General features: G+C 43.7%; 13 protein-coding genes, 4 pseudogenes and 1 other annotated feature. Of the genes and pseudogenes, 2 read left to right on the plus strand and 15 right to left on the minus strand.

What is annotated here, in order from left to right; all coding sequences use genetic code 11:
* Positions 1-479 precede the first annotated feature (479 nt).
* Positions 480-723 (plus strand) — a binding site (T-box leader).
* A gap of 195 nt (positions 724-918) precedes the next feature.
* Positions 919-1,305, minus strand: coding sequence for a retropepsin-like aspartic protease (locus QSJ37_RS04195; protein ID WP_285753970.1), 387 nt, complete (start codon positions 1,303-1,305; stop codon positions 919-921).
* A complete protein-coding gene (locus QSJ37_RS04200) occupies positions 1,295-1,549 on the minus strand; it encodes a hypothetical protein (RefSeq protein ID WP_015863711.1) in 255 nt (84 codons plus the stop codon). The genes QSJ37_RS04195 and QSJ37_RS04200 overlap by 11 nt, the downstream gene beginning before the upstream one ends.
* 506 nt (positions 1,550-2,055) lie before the next feature.
* On the opposite strand from QSJ37_RS04200, the pseudogene QSJ37_RS04205 reads away from it, so the two are divergent.
* A pseudogene (locus QSJ37_RS04205) lies at positions 2,056-2,391 on the plus strand (DUF6431 domain-containing protein); the annotation flags it as partial.
* Positions 2,392-2,538: 147 nt separating this feature from the next.
* On the opposite strand, the gene QSJ37_RS04210 reads toward QSJ37_RS04205, so the two are convergent.
* The 11 genes and pseudogenes from QSJ37_RS04210 to QSJ37_RS04255 form a co-directional block, all read right to left on the minus strand.
* Positions 2,539-3,870 (minus strand): IS4 family transposase, encoded by a 1,332-nt coding sequence (locus tag QSJ37_RS04210; protein WP_285753977.1) that lies wholly within the window; start codon positions 3,868-3,870, stop codon positions 2,539-2,541.
* Positions 3,815-4,255: pseudogene (locus QSJ37_RS04215) on the minus strand (PRD domain-containing protein). The gene QSJ37_RS04210 and the pseudogene QSJ37_RS04215 overlap by 56 nt, the downstream one beginning before the upstream one ends.
* Positions 4,245-5,168, minus strand: coding sequence for a BglG family transcription antiterminator (locus QSJ37_RS04220; protein ID WP_285753979.1), 924 nt, complete (start codon positions 5,166-5,168; stop codon positions 4,245-4,247). Before QSJ37_RS04220 ends, QSJ37_RS04215 begins: the two are co-directional and overlap by 11 nt.
* A 227-nt stretch (positions 5,169-5,395) precedes the next feature.
* A pseudogene (locus QSJ37_RS04225) lies at positions 5,396-6,225 on the minus strand (transposase); the annotation flags it as partial.
* Positions 6,206-6,424 (minus strand): transposase, encoded by a 219-nt coding sequence (locus QSJ37_RS18040; protein ID WP_483313578.1) that lies wholly within the window; start codon positions 6,422-6,424, stop codon positions 6,206-6,208. The gene QSJ37_RS18040 and the pseudogene QSJ37_RS04225, both read right to left, overlap by 20 nt.
* 273 nt (positions 6,425-6,697) lie before the next feature.
* Positions 6,698-7,993: an MFS transporter gene (locus tag QSJ37_RS04230; RefSeq protein WP_285753981.1), complete on the minus strand. Its 1,296-nt coding sequence runs from the start codon at positions 7,991-7,993 to the stop codon at positions 6,698-6,700.
* 33 nt (positions 7,994-8,026) lie between these two features.
* Complete coding sequence (locus QSJ37_RS04235; protein WP_285753983.1) at positions 8,027-8,176, minus strand: hypothetical protein; 150 nt, start codon at positions 8,174-8,176, stop codon at positions 8,027-8,029.
* A 15-nt stretch (positions 8,177-8,191) separates the two neighbouring features.
* The gene (locus QSJ37_RS04240; RefSeq protein WP_285753985.1) at positions 8,192-8,635 is read right to left on the minus strand and encodes a MaoC/PaaZ C-terminal domain-containing protein; all 444 of its coding nucleotides are present in this window, start codon (positions 8,633-8,635) and stop codon (positions 8,192-8,194) included.
* A 267-nt stretch (positions 8,636-8,902) separates the two neighbouring features.
* A pseudogene (locus tag QSJ37_RS04245) lies at positions 8,903-9,315 on the minus strand (carbohydrate ABC transporter permease); the annotation flags it as partial.
* Positions 9,236-9,457: a hypothetical protein gene (locus tag QSJ37_RS04250; RefSeq protein ID WP_153016841.1), complete on the minus strand. Its 222-nt coding sequence runs from the start codon at positions 9,455-9,457 to the stop codon at positions 9,236-9,238. The gene QSJ37_RS04250 and the pseudogene QSJ37_RS04245, both read right to left, overlap by 80 nt.
* 184 nt (positions 9,458-9,641) lie before the next feature.
* Positions 9,642-11,387: a cache domain-containing protein gene (locus QSJ37_RS04255; RefSeq protein WP_285753989.1), complete on the minus strand. Its 1,746-nt coding sequence runs from the start codon at positions 11,385-11,387 to the stop codon at positions 9,642-9,644.
* Between the two features lie 228 nt (positions 11,388-11,615).
* Between QSJ37_RS04255 and QSJ37_RS04260 the strand changes: the two genes are divergently transcribed.
* Positions 11,616-12,947 carry an APC family permease gene (locus tag QSJ37_RS04260; protein WP_285753991.1) on the plus strand — a complete coding sequence of 444 codons (1,332 nt, stop codon included), beginning with the start codon at positions 11,616-11,618 and terminating at the stop codon, positions 12,945-12,947.
* An 802-nt stretch (positions 12,948-13,749) separates the two neighbouring features.
* Here QSJ37_RS04260 and QSJ37_RS04270 read toward each other — a convergent pair.
* The gene (locus QSJ37_RS04270; RefSeq protein WP_285753993.1) at positions 13,750-15,192 is read right to left on the minus strand and encodes an NAD-dependent malic enzyme; all 1,443 of its coding nucleotides are present in this window, start codon (positions 15,190-15,192) and stop codon (positions 13,750-13,752) included.
* 132 nt (positions 15,193-15,324) lie between these two features.
* Complete coding sequence (locus QSJ37_RS04275; protein WP_285753995.1) at positions 15,325-15,972, minus strand: DsbA family oxidoreductase; 648 nt, start codon at positions 15,970-15,972, stop codon at positions 15,325-15,327.
* Positions 15,973-16,143 lie beyond the last annotated feature (171 nt).

A 16,143-nucleotide genomic window follows, 5' to 3' on the forward strand; every position in this document is an offset into this window, starting at 1 on the left:
CCTATGTCTAAAATTGAATTCAGAGAAACCCTACCCCATTACATTACACAAAATTCTTGACGGTACCAAAAATTCTGTCGAATTATGTCATAAAAACACCAAAAAAAATAGAATCTCAAACACTTCTGTCGTAAGTTAAGCGATGACAGATAGAAACTCCTCCGTTACATTCTTAAATGATTCAAGCAAACTCGAGACTGACGAACCCTATTTTTGTCCGAGCGTGTTGGCTCCGTTCGCATCAAAATATGTAACATCCGCCGCTTTTGAAACTAAAGGAATTCTCGTTTCAAGCACTCTTGGAAAATCTCCTTGATTCTCTTGGAGCTTTAATATAGTTTTTCACGGACACATCATAGTTAATAAGCAGGAATATTCCTGTGCCCACACGAAGATCAGAGATCTTTTTTTGCAAAAAGAGCATAAACTCTAAAAATATTGACATTTCAGTTTTCCTCTACTAAATTATCCTCAAATAATAAAAATCAATGACGAGAAGAGTAAGATAGGAGTCCTGTTCTACAGAGAGTCGGCGTTTGGTGAAAGCCGATGTCCAGGCCTTATCCGAAGATCATCTCTGAGATGCAAAGCTGAAACATAGTAAGCTTTGACGGGTTGTCCACCGTTATAATGGAATGCGTATGATTGTACGTGATGGAGAGCCGCATGATTTTTACATATGCGGAATAAGGGTGGTAGCGCGGGCACAAACCCGTCCCTATATGTAGGGACGGGTTTTTATATATTAAAGGAGGAAAAACAAAAATTTTAAGCAGAATTTTCCGAATATAAATCAAAAGAAAGCCGGATGATTTTGTCAAAGGCTCTCTTTACTGATATCTACCGCACTTCGACGTATTTCGGGTAATGCACAGTGGCACGGATTCCTTTCGGATCACAACGCACGGACACTATTCTTTATTTTTGACCGGAACGATACATTTCTAATTTGGCTAGGTCTAGGACAAGTCCAGCGTCTAGCAATATATCTAATCCTAACAAACCATTAATCCCTTCATAATCCATCCCACTAAAATCAACCTCATACTCTCTGAGTTGAAAAGAACCTAATTTAATAGAGTCCAATTTCTTCGTAAATGCGTGCTCTTTTCCACCGATTCCATAATAAGTAACAATATGATCGCCCATCTCTACTCGCAAATCAATATCCTCTACTGCATTTTGAGAAATCAGTGTTTTGGCAGCACCAGTATCAATGACCATATTATCAATCAACTTGGACCTTCCTCGACAAACAATTTCTATCGACGTAAACAATAACCCATCGCGATATTCAATCTGCATAACAAAATTTCCCTCTCAGGCCAATCGTTCCACGAACTTTTAAGACAATCTCCTTGTGACTAGTGTGATAAACAAGCTGATCCCCTTTTGATTGCAGTAACTCACGAGTTGCGTCCTCATCCGAAACCGTTCCAATGACAGCCACCTCTTCAATGATCTCCTGATCCCCCTGTAAACGAGACTTCAATACTTGTAATTTCACAAATTGGTTCGGATACAGTGAACGCACTTCCTGCCATTCCATCTCCATCACCTCAACTTGTTCTTTCAATTTGATTATATCACTACCAAAAAACCGAAAAAAGAATAGGTACCTATGATTCAATATGCATCACTAGCGGAAAGATAAAACTTCATTTCGCCGAATGTTTTACATTTATGCATTTAACGATTCAAGTGTTTTCAAAGCATGAACATACATTTATTCACAAATTCAGGAAGTAGTAATTCGAATGTTAGCAGCGCACCAATCCCAAAAGTATAACTGTTCTCCAATTAGTTAGGTTATACAGAATTTATCGAATGGCACCACTTTGAGTAGATCGAAAGAGAATCGAAATAGGTTCTTGAGTTAGCTGATTATGAACTACCCTTTAGCTGTAAATTATCATTTTATTTCCGCACAAAAAAGACTCTTTTTTGCACATTCCTTCGGAATATCCCTCTCCCCCTTTCCGAAAGAATGTGCTAAATTTTTTGTGAATTATTTCGGAATGGGACATGGGTGATTTCCAGAGGGGGGACGAGGACGTGATTCGGTTTCATGACTTTCAGGTCGATGTCCAGACATATGCCCAGCGGGGAAAACAAAACGACTTTCCCCTTCTTAAGCGGTGCCCTCATTGCCAGGCAAAACGACCTCTTTATCGCCATGGGTACTACGAACGAAATGCCGTGACGTCGCATCAGTCTTATCGCATTTGGATCGCTCGGTATCGCTGCCCGGAGTGCAGGAGGACGGTGGCCGTGTTGCCTTCATTTCTTCTCCCCTATTTTCAGTATACGTTGCCCACCATATGGAGAGTGGTGAAAGAACGGTTGGGCCTGACTCCGAAACGGGGGATGGAGGAGGCTCCACTCCTTCCCATACCCGTCAAGTTAGCGGTATAAAATTTTTTAGGATGATACGCATGTTCGAAAAATCAATCAAAGGATGAAGAGAAAACCAAATGCTGGGCATGCCAAATAACCCTCAAGAAGAGGGTTATTTGGCATTTATATCCATAACCCACACTACCATATCCCCAATTTCTTTAAAAGATCCGATACCGTTTCCTCTCCTTTCCTTCGGTCTTTCCTCGCGTGTTTCCTTAACAGAGACAGGAGAGATGGAAGGACGGTTTCCATCGCTTGGGGATGCAAAAGAAACCAATGCCAATACGATTGGAGGATATTAAGCGCTTTCCATTCACTGATCTCGATTCCCTCCCGTTGATGCCAATACCTTCGGGCTTGGAACAGAAGAGTCTGCGTGACTAAAATGGCAATCAATGTCCCATATAAGTGGCATTCGAATCGTTCCTTCTTCATCTTTTTGACACGGTCAAGGTCAAATAAGGATTTCCAGCCCTTAAATAACAGCTCCATTTGCCAGCGCAGCGAATACAGCTCATAAACTTGTTGCGCATCAAACGATTCTTGTGGTAAATTGGTCAGTAAGATGTGATATTTCTTTTGTTCAAGGGTTTGGCGTGACAGCGCCTTCTCTTTCTTTTTTTCCTTTTTCCGCACGTACGCCAGCCGTTTTTCCCATTCTTCCGCTGTGAGACGGCGAAAAATCAGACGCGGAACATACAGGCGTTGGTGTCCGATATACACGTGTTCCACTTCCACGGCTTCCCCCTCGCCCAATCGATTTCCTATCGATTCCCAATCCCATTCGTGCCACTCCCCGTCCTGTTTAATATAGACTTTGATATCGGAACGCAACCGGGTAATATAATAAGCACCTCGAGCATCGATCTTCGCCAGCGTGGCGAGTGAAAAAAACCCCAGATCCCGAATGCAAAGGTCATTCGGTAAAATCGTGTGCTGGGTATGATAAGCAAAGCGGGCATCGGAATCATTGGCCTGTTGGACGCACAGCTGAAGACAGGTGCCCGATAACAGCTCATACTCAAATTGGATTTTGGCGCCAGATGAAACCGAACCTTGATAGTCCTCACCATAGTCGGCCGGAAGTAAAAAACTGGTAGAGTCTAAGATCCGCAGACGGGTGAAACAAGCGCGATACGTCTCGGTGATGGAAGAGAGTGCCGGACGTTGATGCATCAGGAGAGTAAAAAAGACCTCTTTTAAAAACGCCACGGCACAAGGCGTAAACCGCTGATTCAGTCCTTCATTCGAGAGAGAGCAATCATGCCAGAGCGCCAAATCGGCACACAACCGCTGAAGCGACTGACAGGCGAGCGATCCGTCTCCCCAAGCACATAGCGTCAGAAAGGCTTCCGCTGTTAATGAACGCTGCCGCTGAATGAATCCGACTTTCCGTGCCAGACGGGTCAGTTCTTCAGAGGAGAAGAGTTGACGAATCGTTTTTATCCATGCCTTCATCTTTTTTGCCATCAAAAAATAATCCTTTCCAACGATGATTTTCGTTAGAAAGGATACCATGTTTTTGGCGCTGAAAAAAGATCAAATTCTTAACTTGATGGCTATGGACAGATACCCCCTCTCTGTCAAGCCATCCACCGAAATGCATTGCGATATAAGCAATTTCATCATCGCTTACGGATTGACCGACGACGTTCTCCACATGATGAACAACTTTTTTCGTTAGAGTAAAGATATCATGATAATTTGCTTTGACAGATTAGGTTAATTCATTTTGCAAATGAAGACCATATTTTAAGCGGTAATAAGCTGGTTTCATATGAATCAATAAATTTTTTTCCAACTCTTCACGATGTTTGAATTGCACACAAGCGTACGTTTGAAAATCATCGACCATGTTTTTTGACCATTTGTTTTAAAATGGCGATTTCATTGCTTTGATCGATTTGCTTATCGTCTGTGACTCTTAAACCTAAAAGGTAGGTTGTGAGATAACAAATTTCATCTTTAGGAATATTGAGTTGGAAAGCGTTTTCAATTTGAACAATTATATAATTAGTCGTTTTGTATTCCCGAGTCGACCGCAGCACTTCTTTTTCCTGCTCATCCATTTGAATGTATTTAGCACGAATCCATCGTTTTATAAAAATAGAAAGATAGATGGTTAATGTGTGAATAACGTCATTCGTATAACGAATGGAAGAAAAAGCTTCCGATTGGCGAATAATGTCGCTGATCGATGACGTGTGCCCTCTAAACAGTTCAGAATATAGTCGTTCATAGCCAACCGTTGCCAAAAGCTGTGCGACATGATAGACGATGGCTTTCCGTTTTTGCGTTTCTTCGCCTTTGATGAAGTATCCCTGTTTGCGATGAAATGCTAATTGCAATTGAAACGGTTGCCATTCTGATTTAAGTTCCTTGATATCGTTTAATAAGGTACTTCGGCTCACTTGAAGCTTTTCTAAAAAGTCACGCAAAAAGATCGAGTGATTACGACTAAAAATCAATAATCCAATCCATGCTTTTCTTTCTTCTGAGGAATACTCGTAATGTCGAATCGGTTGTAGCGTTTGCAATTTTTTCGTCATTTGCTTTTTGATCTGATCGTCCAAATAAAAACCGAGATCGCGCACATTTTTTAGCGGCGAAAAACCTTGGCTTCGCAGCCAGTCATTTATTTTTTGGATATCGTAGTAAACCGTTCGCTTTGAAACTTGCAAGGACTGAGCCAGCTTGTCTGCAGTGACATGTGTGGAAGAACTAAGCAACATATTCAAAATTTGGACACAACGGGCATTGAGTATCATGTTGGAGCGCTCCTTCACTTCCATTGTGCAAACAATCATACTCATTAAGATGGAATCTAGACTCCTCTTACTGTTCATTATATTGAATTTTCGACAAAAGATAAGCCCAAATGTTGTGAGCAGATTTGTGCAAAACATGGACTGATGAACAATAAAAGAGGCTGTCTCAAAAGGTCGTTAAACCGACCTTTTGGGGACAGCCTCTGTTTCTTTTCTTTACTATTTGGTTATTTATTCCTTTTTTGAAACGAGAATTTCTCCTTATTTCTGAATTTTATGCTTTTTTTCTTTGTTGGATCGGTGGTTGCCGCCCACTTTCTCAAATTGTGGGCAGCACAAATAAGCCTCCATTCTACGGTAATTTTTGGGAGCCCTCTTAACAAAAAGCGCTGGAATTGCTGGTTGTGCTTGATTTGCCCAAACACCGGCTCGTTTTCGGTACGTCGCTGCCCCTTCCTCCGTGGACAGCCGTTTACGGATCTCTTGCCGTTGTTGTTGATTTTTCAAGGAAACGTGGATGGTTTTCGTGTCTTTGCCTTTGGCGCATGCCGCTTGAAACAGGCATTAGGCACAAGCCGTACAACGATACGTCCGTTTTGACGGTAACGTACCCGTTGTCGGTCGTTTCCTTCCGTTCATACACAAACACCAACCGTTCCCCTTTGGCGCAAATCCACTCATCCAGTTCCTCATCATACGTCATGTTCTCGATTCGGCCGATCTCCTTCGCCCACGCTTTCGTTTGTTCCCGGTCCAACGTGTTGTACTTGATCAGTGCGACCATCTTCTTTTTCTCGCAGTACGTGTAGTTCTCCTCACTCCCATAGGAGGAATCCGCAATGGCTCGTTTGGGCATTGGGCGTCCATAGGCGGACAATTGCTCCAAATGCGGAATGAAACATCTGGCATCCCCCGCCCGTTGATGCCCGCTAAATCCAACGATAAATTGATTTTCCGTTCCCATTTGTACATTGTATCCTAGTTTTAGCTGGTCGTTTTTCATGTGGTCATCCTTTATCTGCATAAAGGTCGCATCCCTATCCGTTTTCGAAAAACTTTTTCAACTGCTTGGCGATTTGGCGAGAGGAGTAGATCCGATTGGCATAGGCATACAGGATGACTTTCAACATCATTTTCGGGTGATAGGCAGGAGGCCCGCCGCCGGGATAAAGGGAAGCAAACAGAGCCGGATCGATTTTTTTCCACGGCCAGATCCACGATCCGGCAAAGATGAGGTTTGGGAATAAAAATTTCAAGATTCATTGGCAAAATGAGTTGATCTCGGTTATGTAATAAACGTACATAAGAAAACCGTTCTTTCTTGGTAGGGTTGTGGTGACTCTATGATACCCAAAGAGGAACGGTTTTCTTCTTTTTTGCTCAAAAAAGTGTTCCAAAGGCGAACGCTATGCGAACACTTTTGGGACATCCTTCGCTGTTGATGCAATGCGAAACGGTTTGTGCGCGGCAATGGGTAAACGCCCCTGCACGAACGCAGGGGCGCCTTGCCAATTCGGAAGCGTGCCCGCTCAATCGATCGCCTGGTGGGCGCGGTCTTGAAGCATTTTCACGCCGGCCAGCGAAATCAACCCCATGACGACGATATAGAACGAAATCGAGGTCGCGCTGCCGTACGTATGCAAGAGCCACGTGCTGATGAGCGGCGCCGGCCCGCCGGCGATAATGGACGCCAGCTGATAGCCGAGCGAGGCACCGCTGTAGCGGAGGCGCGTCGGGAAGTTTTCCGCGATCATCGCCGCCTGCGGGCCGTACAGCATGCCGTGGAACAGCATGGCAACGATCGTCGCCAAGAAAATGAGCGCAACGCTTTTCGTATTCACGAGCCAGTAATACGGGAACGCCCACAGCATGAGCAAAATGATGCCTGTCATGTAAATGCGGCGGCGCCCCCACCGGTCGGACAAATGGCCGAAATATACAATGGAAAGCGCATTGATGATCGCCGCAATAATTGTCGTGTTAACGAAAATGCTTTTTTCCATCTGCAAAAATGTCGTGCCGTAGCTGACAATAAACGTGACAAAAATATAGAATGATCCGTTTTCGATCACCCGCGCGAGCGCTGACCATACAATTTCGCGCGGATGTTTGGCGAGCACTTCGCCGACCGGCATCTTGCTTGTTCCTTCTTTCGCCAATGCTTCTTGGAACAGTGGCGACTCAAATACTTTCAGCCGGATATACAATCCGACAGCGACCAGAAGAAAACTAATCAGAAACGGAACGCGCCATCCCCACGCATGAAAGCTGTCGCCACCAACCGCCAGCATGAGCGTCGTCACGAGCGAAGAAGACAACAGCCCGAACGGCACGCCCATTTGCGGCAGCGAAGCCATAAAACCGCGCCGTTTCCCTTCTTCCCACTCCATCGAAATTAAAATGGCGCCGCCCCACTCTCCTCCGACCCCAATGCCTTGAATGAGGCGGAGCACCGTCACCAGCGCCGGCGCCCATAGGCCGATTTGCTCGTATGTCGGCATAAAGCCGATGAACGCCGTCGCCAATCCCATTAAAAGCAGCGTGGCGACCAATGTCGCCTTGCGGCCGATCCGGTCGCCGAAATGGCCGAAAATGGCCGCGCCGACCGGTCTAGCGATAAACCCTAACGCAAACGTCGTAAACGACTGCATGAGCGCCACATACGGATCGCTTTGCGGGAAAAATAATTGCGGAAAAATGAGAGCGGCCATCGTCCCATAAAGAAAGAAATCATACCATTCAATCGTCGTGCCGACCACACTGGATATCGCAGCCCGCCTTTTTTGGCGCTTTAATTCGGCCGGATCGAGCATCGATATCGCCATGAGCACTCCTCCTTCTCTTTTTGACCATCATCACTAAGCGGAAAAATGAATGATAATGCTTTGTTTTTCATCGGGAGCGGCTCTGCTGCCCGCTTCTAATGAAAACGCTCTCAAAAAAAGTGCGGCTTCCTCCTGAAAAAACTGCCGTCCGCTATGGATCACATCCTTGACGACAATTCCCATTATGGCGGAATCCGTTCATCCATTGCCTTCACGGGCGACAAGCACGTGCACAATCGCGTTGACGACCGTTTCCCCATGTTGATTGACAATGCGTTGATGCACCGTGACCAGCCCTGCCGTTTCGCCCCGTTCCGTCAGCTGCTTCACTTCTGATTCGACGTAAATCGTATCGCCGATTTTCACCGGGCGGACAAAACGGAGCGAGTCAATGCCGTAAAAAGCGAGAATCATGCCTGGCTCCATCACCCACAGCCCGGTCGCCGCCGACAGCGTCAGCATCCCGTGGGCGATGCGTTCGCCAAACTGCGTCCGCTGCGCGTATTCCCGGTCCATATGCAACGGATAAAAATCACCCGAAACGCCGGCAAACTGCACAATGTCCGTCTCGGTGATCGTCCGCCCGCGCGAACGATGGCGCTCACCTACGGCATACTCTTCAAAAGGACGGTCAAAACGCAACTTGGGTCACCTCCTCACTTGGCGTCAATAAAATCAATCCACTCCCACCCCCTTTGAAGTACGCAGTGAAATTAATTTTAACAATTTTCTGTATATTTAGGATAAACCTTTTCCTTGAAAACACTCTCTTTTCCGACGCCTGTCATTAGCATATGAACAATGAGCCGCCGATAGAACAGTACGTTCGCCGTTTTGTGTTTCGAATCAATGCCCCCACGCCTAATCAAAAAAGGATGCACGCACAACGGCATCCTTTTTGCTTTTCCATTATTCTTTCACCGAACCAGACGTCAGCCCGGACACAATGCGGCGCTGGAACAGGAGCACCATGATGACAAGCGGAATCGTAACGGCAACCGTCGCCTCTGAAATTTCACCCCAAGGAATCGTATACTGTCCTCGGAACATGGCAATGCTGACCGGGACGGTTTTATAGTTTTCCGCCGTATTGATCGTCAAGACAAATAAAAATTCATTCCACCCCGCAATGAAGACGAGAATGGACGTTGTAAACACCCCGGCACAGCGAGCGGCAAAATGACTTTAAAATACGTTTGCATTTGCGTCGCCCTGTCGTCTATCTTCGCCGCCTCTTCCAAATCAAACGGGATTTTGCGGAAAAAGATCACTAACAGCCAGATCGACAGCGGCAGCGCAAACGTCGTATAAGGAATAATCAATATCTTTTTGATTAACTATTTCTTTCTCTCGTGCCGCAAATTGATCAAATAGTTTTGGAATCTCATATCCTTGCGAATATGGTCCTGTCCAACCCATTCCAATTATTTTTAAAGATGACATTGTCACAATTTGAATATCCATGCAAAGTATCCACCAAAGATTTTTTCTACTATTATTTATTCGACCCTTGGAGCAGAATCCCTCTATATTAAAATTGTTGAACAGTGCCAGGTACTGTTCGCCTTATGCCCACATCAAATTTTTGTTGCGTGAATGATAATTTAAAATGATAATTTAAAAAGAGAAAAAGGACTGATCCTTTCACTCAGTCCTCCTGCTTTGAGGAAATCGGAAAAATCAAACACACGGTCGTTCCTTTTCCTTCTTCGCTATGGATCTTCATTTTGCCACCATGCGCTTCCACGATTTTAAAACTCACCATTAACCCTAATCCTGTCCCTTTTTCTTTGGTACTGTAGAACGGTTCACCAAGCTTGGCCATTCGCTCTTTCGGAATGCCGCAGCCTTCGTCTGTGATGCAAATGAGAATCGAATCTAGTCGTTGTTTCGCTTCGATCCGTAATATTCCGCCATTTGGCATCGCTTCAATGGCGTTTTTGATGATGTTGATGAACACTTGTTTCAATTGATTTTCGTCACAATAAAGCAGCGGAAGTTGTTCATCAACGAAATATTGAACCGTCACATGATGCAATAGCGCTTGTCCTTCGAGAAGCTTCATCACATGTTGTAACATTTCCGATACGCGGCTGTATACTTTTTTTGTTGGATGCGGCTTGCCAAGCAATAAAAACTCATCGACAATTTCGTTTAATCGCTCTAATTCCGCTTCAATTATATCGAAATACGTCTGATTGCGTTCTCCCTCTTTTAAAAGCTGAATAAACCCTTTCAGTGATGTTAATGGATTGCGGATTTCATGGGCAACCCCCGCCGCCAATTCACCGACAACCGCTAGTTTTTCCGATTTTCGCAACAGTTCTTCCGACTGTTGAATAGAATCAATCATGTAATTGAAGCGCTTTGCGAGTATACCAATTTCCGTTCGATCAGTTTCGTCTGCGCGAACATGTTTTTTTCCTTTTGCGACTGCTTCTGCCACATCACACAACCGGCGAATCGGATGAACAATTTGATGGGCATAGAGCGCTGTTAAAAGCGATAAAATGAAAAATGCAGCAATAGAAGCAAACCAAAGTGCCTTTTCAAACAACGCATAAGGTTTATAAATCTCCGAAACAGGCACTTGCGCAACAACACCCCATTGTAAAATCGGAATATACGCATAGGAAGCAAGCATCGCCACTCCCTCTGTATTGACGACTTCTTCATAGCCTGATTGTCCTCGAAGCAATTTTTGTACAACGGCATTTTCAGCAACATTATCGCCGATTCTCTTTTTCGATGGATGAGAAATAATGTTCCCATTGCGATCGACGATGAACGTATAGCCATGTTCACCAATTTGAAAACTTCGAACAATGGATCGAAATAGATTATTTTGTTCAATTCGCATCGATAAGTTGACGACTCTCTCCACTTCATTCTGTTCATTTAAAACAGGAACAGAAATGACGAGTAAATAACGTCCTGTATCAGCGGAGACGACATCGCTGAAGTAAGCTTTTTTCGTTCGCAGCGCTTGTTGGAAGTATTCACGCTTACTTAAGTTATAGTTTAATAGATGCCTCAAGTCCTTAGGATAAAACCCTTTCACATATCCGTTCGAATCTAATATTGTAGCACTATCAATGTAAGGAGAAATTTTAATAATATGTTCAAGCCCTTTTGACCATTGCTTGGCATCATTAACCCGAAAATGCGGATCGTCTTGCACGTATTGCTCAAACTTATTTAAATCCTCAGCAATTTGAACAATTTGTTCTTTCATTCGCAAAACGGTTTTATCCGTCATGTGGCGATATTGCTCTTTTGTGATTTGAGGCAAAGACATCCGAGCAATCATAAACATTAAAGCTAGCAAAGCAAAAATAACGACTAAATTAATGATATAAATTTTCCAAAAAATACGTGACCGTATCCAATTCATTTCCCTGCGACTCCCTACATCATTCGTTGTAAATTTTTCCTATACTTATACCATGAAAATTATGACATGTTTCATCGTGTACAAAAAACTCGTTCATGTCAAGATGTCAAGAAATGAAATTAATTCTCTATAATATTTAAATTTTCAAAAAATAATAATTTACTTACTCTTATGCTATAATGTTCCTGTACTTATAGAAAAAACATTTGTCTTTTTGAGGTGAACAAAATGGAGCAGGCTGAATTAAGAAAAAGCATTGGCTTTATCGTTGCAACATCTTTAGTCATCGGCACGGTCATCGGTTCCGGCATTTTTATGAAACCAGGCGTTGTCATCGCCGCCGCTGGTGATTCGACAATGGCCCTATGGGCATGGGTCATCGGTGGCATCATTACATTAGCGAGCGGGTTAACGATCGCAGAAGTGAGCGTAAAAATTCCGAAAACCGGAGGGCTATATACTTATGTAGAAGAGGTGTACGGAAAGTTTTGGGGCTTTTTATGCGGATGGGTGCAAACGATCATCTATGGCCCAGCGGTGATCGGAGCGCTCGGATTATACTTCGGTTCGTTATTTGCAGGGGTGTTTGGTTTTTCGAAACAGACGGAAACATGGATCGGAATTTTAGCGGTTCTTTTTCTTGCGCTTATTAACATACTAGGAACACAATATGGCGGAGCTGTTCAAAGCTTGTTAACATTAGCAAAACTGCTTCCGATCTTCCTTATTATCGTGTTTGGAATGATTCAAGGAGATGTGCCTGTGTTCGGAATGGAAAGCGAAAGCAGCCAAGCAATCAGCATGGGCGCTGCCGTATTAGCGACGCTTTGGGCGTACGACGGCTGGATGAACGTCGGGTTTGTGGCGGGCGAAATGAAAAATCCAGCGAAAACATTGCCAAAAGCCATTATTACTGGAATTGTCATTGTCATGCTCTGCTACTTAGGCGTTAATATCGCGATCCTTCACGTACTTCCTGCTAGTAAAATTGTCGAGCTTGGCCCGAACGCCGCAAAAGAAGCCGCAACGTTACTATTTGGCGATGTAGGCGGAAAAATAATTGCGATCGGCATTTTAATTTCCATTTTCGGTTGTTTAAATGGAAAAATTTTGACATTCCCACGCATGCCGTTTGCGATGGCAGAAAACGGACTGTTTCCTGGCGCTCGTTTCTTATCACGCGTTCACCCAACGTTTCACACTCCTGTTCAAGCAACCGTTTTGCAAGTAGCGATCGCTGTGGCGATGATGTTAATGACCAGCCCTGATCGCTTGACCGATATCGCCATTTTTAGTGTTTTCACATTTTACAGCTTAGCGTTTTACGCCGTATTTTTGTTGCGGAAAAATCAAAAGTCCGATCATTCGTTATATAAAGTGCCTTTATATCCTGTAACGCCTATTGTTGCGATTATAGGAGCGATTTACATTATTGGAAGCACCGTCATCCATCAACCGCTTGATGCTTTTCTTTCTGTGTTAATCACATTATCCGGAATTCCTATTTATTGGAATCTTACAACCAAACAAAAAGATAAAGTGGCGAAAAAAGCAGGTTGATGTGAACACCTACATCCTCAAAACGCGTTGTTCACCGAAACAGTATTGACAACGATCAAAAAATGCAAACCCGCTAAACGGCATCCGTTTAGCGGGTTTCTTTTTTCAAACAAATGTAAATACCCCCCGATCACCATGTGAATTTGAAGCAGCATATTACGATAATCAGAGAAAAGCAGCTGCTTAGCTCAGCTATTTCTCTCTGTTTAACGTGTCCATTTTCTTGACATAACACCAACTTGTCATTTGCACGATAAAATGCACGAGTGTCATGTTGAAATTCCTCGATCGCTTTCTTGCCCTGCACCTGATAGGATTTCAGGCAATCGATCATCGCCTCATAGGCGCTTCGTTTCACTTCTTTTTCGATCGATTCCAATAAAGACGACACTTGATTTCCTCTCCCTCCATTTATACGTTATTTAAATGGTAGCACAAGGAAAATAAGGATAAATCATGATATATTCCTGTTTTTTCAGATGACGATAGGGACTTTTTTCTTATCTATCATTCTTCCATGATAAACGTGTCAAGTTCCTTCGAAATAAGTAACCACTCAGTCATTACTAGCTAATGGATGAGAAGCAACACAAAGAAGACGGTTCCCCCTTGAAAATATTTTTCTCACATGGTTGAAGCGAACAACCATCAGTTTCTTGCGGTCAGTTTGTGAAAAAATGAGAGAAAGCATGTATTTACGTTTCAAAATACACTGGTTTTATAAAAAATGGGTTTCAGACAAATGTCTGAAACCCATTTCATTTCGTCAACATCCTGAAATAAAGCCGTCCAAACGACAGCCTTATTTCTGTTCTCCCGTATATCCCCCTAAAGGAATGTTATCTTTCCGCGCCACGCCAGTGCGATATGCCGCTTCAATAACGGCTTGTCTCACTCGTTCTACCACTTTGTTATTAAACACGCTCGGAATAATATATGTTTCGCTTAACTCGTCGTCGGTTACGACGGAAGCGATCGCTTTCGCCGCGGCGAGTTTCATTTCTTCGTTAATTTCTTTTGCGCGGCAATCGAGCGCACCGCGGAACATGCCTGGGAAGCAAAGAACGTTGTTAATTTGGTTCGGATAATCGGAACGGCCTGTCGCCATCACGCGAACGTATGGCTCCGCCAGTTCTGGATCGATTTCTGGCACTGGGTTGGCCATCGCAAAGACGATTGGATCTTTCGCCATTTTTTTCACATCATCGACTTTTAAAATGCCTGGAGCGGAAACGCCGATAAATACGTCCGCACCCGCGATAACCTCGGATAAACTGCCTTTTTCGTTATCTGGATTGGTGATTTGCGCATATTCTTGCCAATACGGGTTATCGTACTTCTCGTCGCGATGAATGGCACCATGACGGTCTACACCGATAATATTGCGCACACCGGCTGCCAGCAAAATTTTCGTACAAGCAATTCCAGCGGCGCCGATTCCCGTTACGACAACTTTAATGTCCTCTAGTTTTTTGCCGACAATTTTTAATGCATTTAATAGCCCCGCAAGCAGCACCACTGCTGTTCCGTGTTGGTCATCATGAAATACAGGGATGTCCAGCTCTTCTTTTAACCGTCTTTCTATTTCAAAGCAATGCGGCGCCGAAATATCTTCCAAGTTAATGCCGCCAAACGCTGGCGCAATCGCTTTCACAATTTGAATAATTTCTTCTGTATCTTTTGTATCTAAGCAGATTGGGAAGGCATCGACGCCCGCAAATTGCTTAAACAACATCGCTTTTCCTTCCATCACTGGCATCGCCGCGTAAGGTCCGATATCGCCAAGCCCAAGCACCGCTGTACCATCGGAAATGACCGCCACCGTATTGCGCTTAATCGTTAAGGAATATGCTTTTTTTGGGTCTTCCGCAATGGCTTTACATACTCGCGCTACCCCTGGCGTATAAACCCGTGATAAGTCATCACGCGTCTTTATCGGAATTTTCGAGTTCGTTTCGATTTTTCCACCGATATGCATCCAAAACGTACGATCTGATACGTGAATAATTTTAACGCCCTGAATTTTTTTCAGCGCTGCAATAATTAAATCGCATTGTTTTGTATCTAACGCACTGACGGTGATATCACGCACGGTATGTACTTTGCTAGATGAAATAACATCAATCCCGACGATATCTCCCCCTGCTTTTCCGATCGCAGCGGCGATATCGCTGAATGAGACATGATCTTTTTCATATTGAAGACGAATCGTGATGTTCATCGTTGCGCCACTTGGTAATGCCATTACACTCTACCTTTCTTTTACATTTTTATCCATATAAAAAAATTCCCACGGTTCACATGTTATATCAATATAGGGAAAAAGACAACCCTTATCTTATCGAAAAAAAAAAACGATACACATCCATCATTGACATTAACATCCGTCTATTCCACAAGCCATTCCTTCTCCAAAATCACGAAATGATTGTTTTTTCATTTCTTCTTCAATAATTTTTTCTAACGTTTCTTTCGAACAGACACCGGTAAGAACCGTATCCCCAATGACAAACGTCGGAACAGCGGTGATGTTCGCTTCTTCATACGCATGCTTGAGTGCGCGTTGGTGCGCTTCTTTGTATTTGCGCGTCTCAAGAGCTTGGCGAAACTCTTTTTCATCGAGTCCTACTTCTCCTGCCAGCTTTGTTAACACATCGATATCGCCAATGTCCTGCTCTTCTTGGAAAAAGGCGGTAAACATACGGTGATTGTATTCATTTGCTTTTCCCTTTTCTTTTGCATGCTGATATCCTTCGAAAGCAAGGTGAGTGTACGGCTGTGGAGATACTCTCGGAAGTACGATCGGAATTCCCATCTGTTTCGCCATAGGATATACATACTGTTTCCATGTTTTTTGTAGATAGTCTCCTTCCGGACGAAGCGTTTCATTTGGGTATGGACGCAATTCGAACGGCATCCACTCAATTTGCACGTCTTTTCCCGCAGCTGCTTCTTGTAGCGGTTTTTCCGCTAAAAAACAGAATGGACATACATAATCTGAATATACTTTTATCGTTAATGTCACCGTTATCACTTCCTTTACTAATACTAAGGTGCTAATGGTATTTATCATATTATCACATTGCATAAAAAATCTCATATTACACACATCATACCGAGAAAACTCCCATTCACTAAATGCAGAAAAGATAAAACAACATTCAAAAAAGAAGCAACATGCAGGATATCAAACACG

This window comes from Parageobacillus sp. G301, from assembly GCF_030268025.1.
GTDB classification, from domain to species: Bacteria; Bacillota; Bacilli; order Bacillales; family Anoxybacillaceae; genus Parageobacillus_B; species Parageobacillus_B toebii.

Coding starts and splice junctions, on each gene's coding strand:
- QSJ37_RS04235 (WP_285753983.1), bottom strand. CDS start 8,176: ATGGGAATTGTCGTCAAGGATGTGATCCATAGCGGACGGCAGTTTTTT.
- QSJ37_RS04220 (WP_285753979.1), bottom strand. CDS start 5,168: ATGATACTCAATGCCCGTTGTGTCCAAATTTTGAATATGTTGCTTAGT.
- QSJ37_RS04250 (WP_153016841.1), bottom strand. CDS start 9,457: ATGGATATTCAAATTGTGACAATGTCATCTTTAAAAATAATTGGAATG.
- QSJ37_RS04210 (WP_285753977.1), bottom strand. CDS start 3,870: ATGGCAAAAAAGATGAAGGCATGGATAAAAACGATTCGTCAACTCTTC.
- QSJ37_RS04270 (WP_285753993.1), bottom strand. CDS start 15,192: ATGGCATTACCAAGTGGCGCAACGATGAACATCACGATTCGTCTTCAA.
- QSJ37_RS04260 (WP_285753991.1), top strand. CDS start 11,616: ATGGAGCAGGCTGAATTAAGAAAAAGCATTGGCTTTATCGTTGCAACA.
- QSJ37_RS04255 (WP_285753989.1), bottom strand. CDS start 11,387: ATGAATTGGATACGGTCACGTATTTTTTGGAAAATTTATATCATTAAT.
- QSJ37_RS04200 (WP_015863711.1), bottom strand. CDS start 1,549: ATGGAATGGCAGGAAGTGCGTTCACTGTATCCGAACCAATTTGTGAAA.
- QSJ37_RS04195 (WP_285753970.1), bottom strand. CDS start 1,305: ATGCAGATTGAATATCGCGATGGGTTATTGTTTACGTCGATAGAAATT.
- QSJ37_RS04230 (WP_285753981.1), bottom strand. CDS start 7,993: ATGGCGATATCGATGCTCGATCCGGCCGAATTAAAGCGCCAAAAAAGG.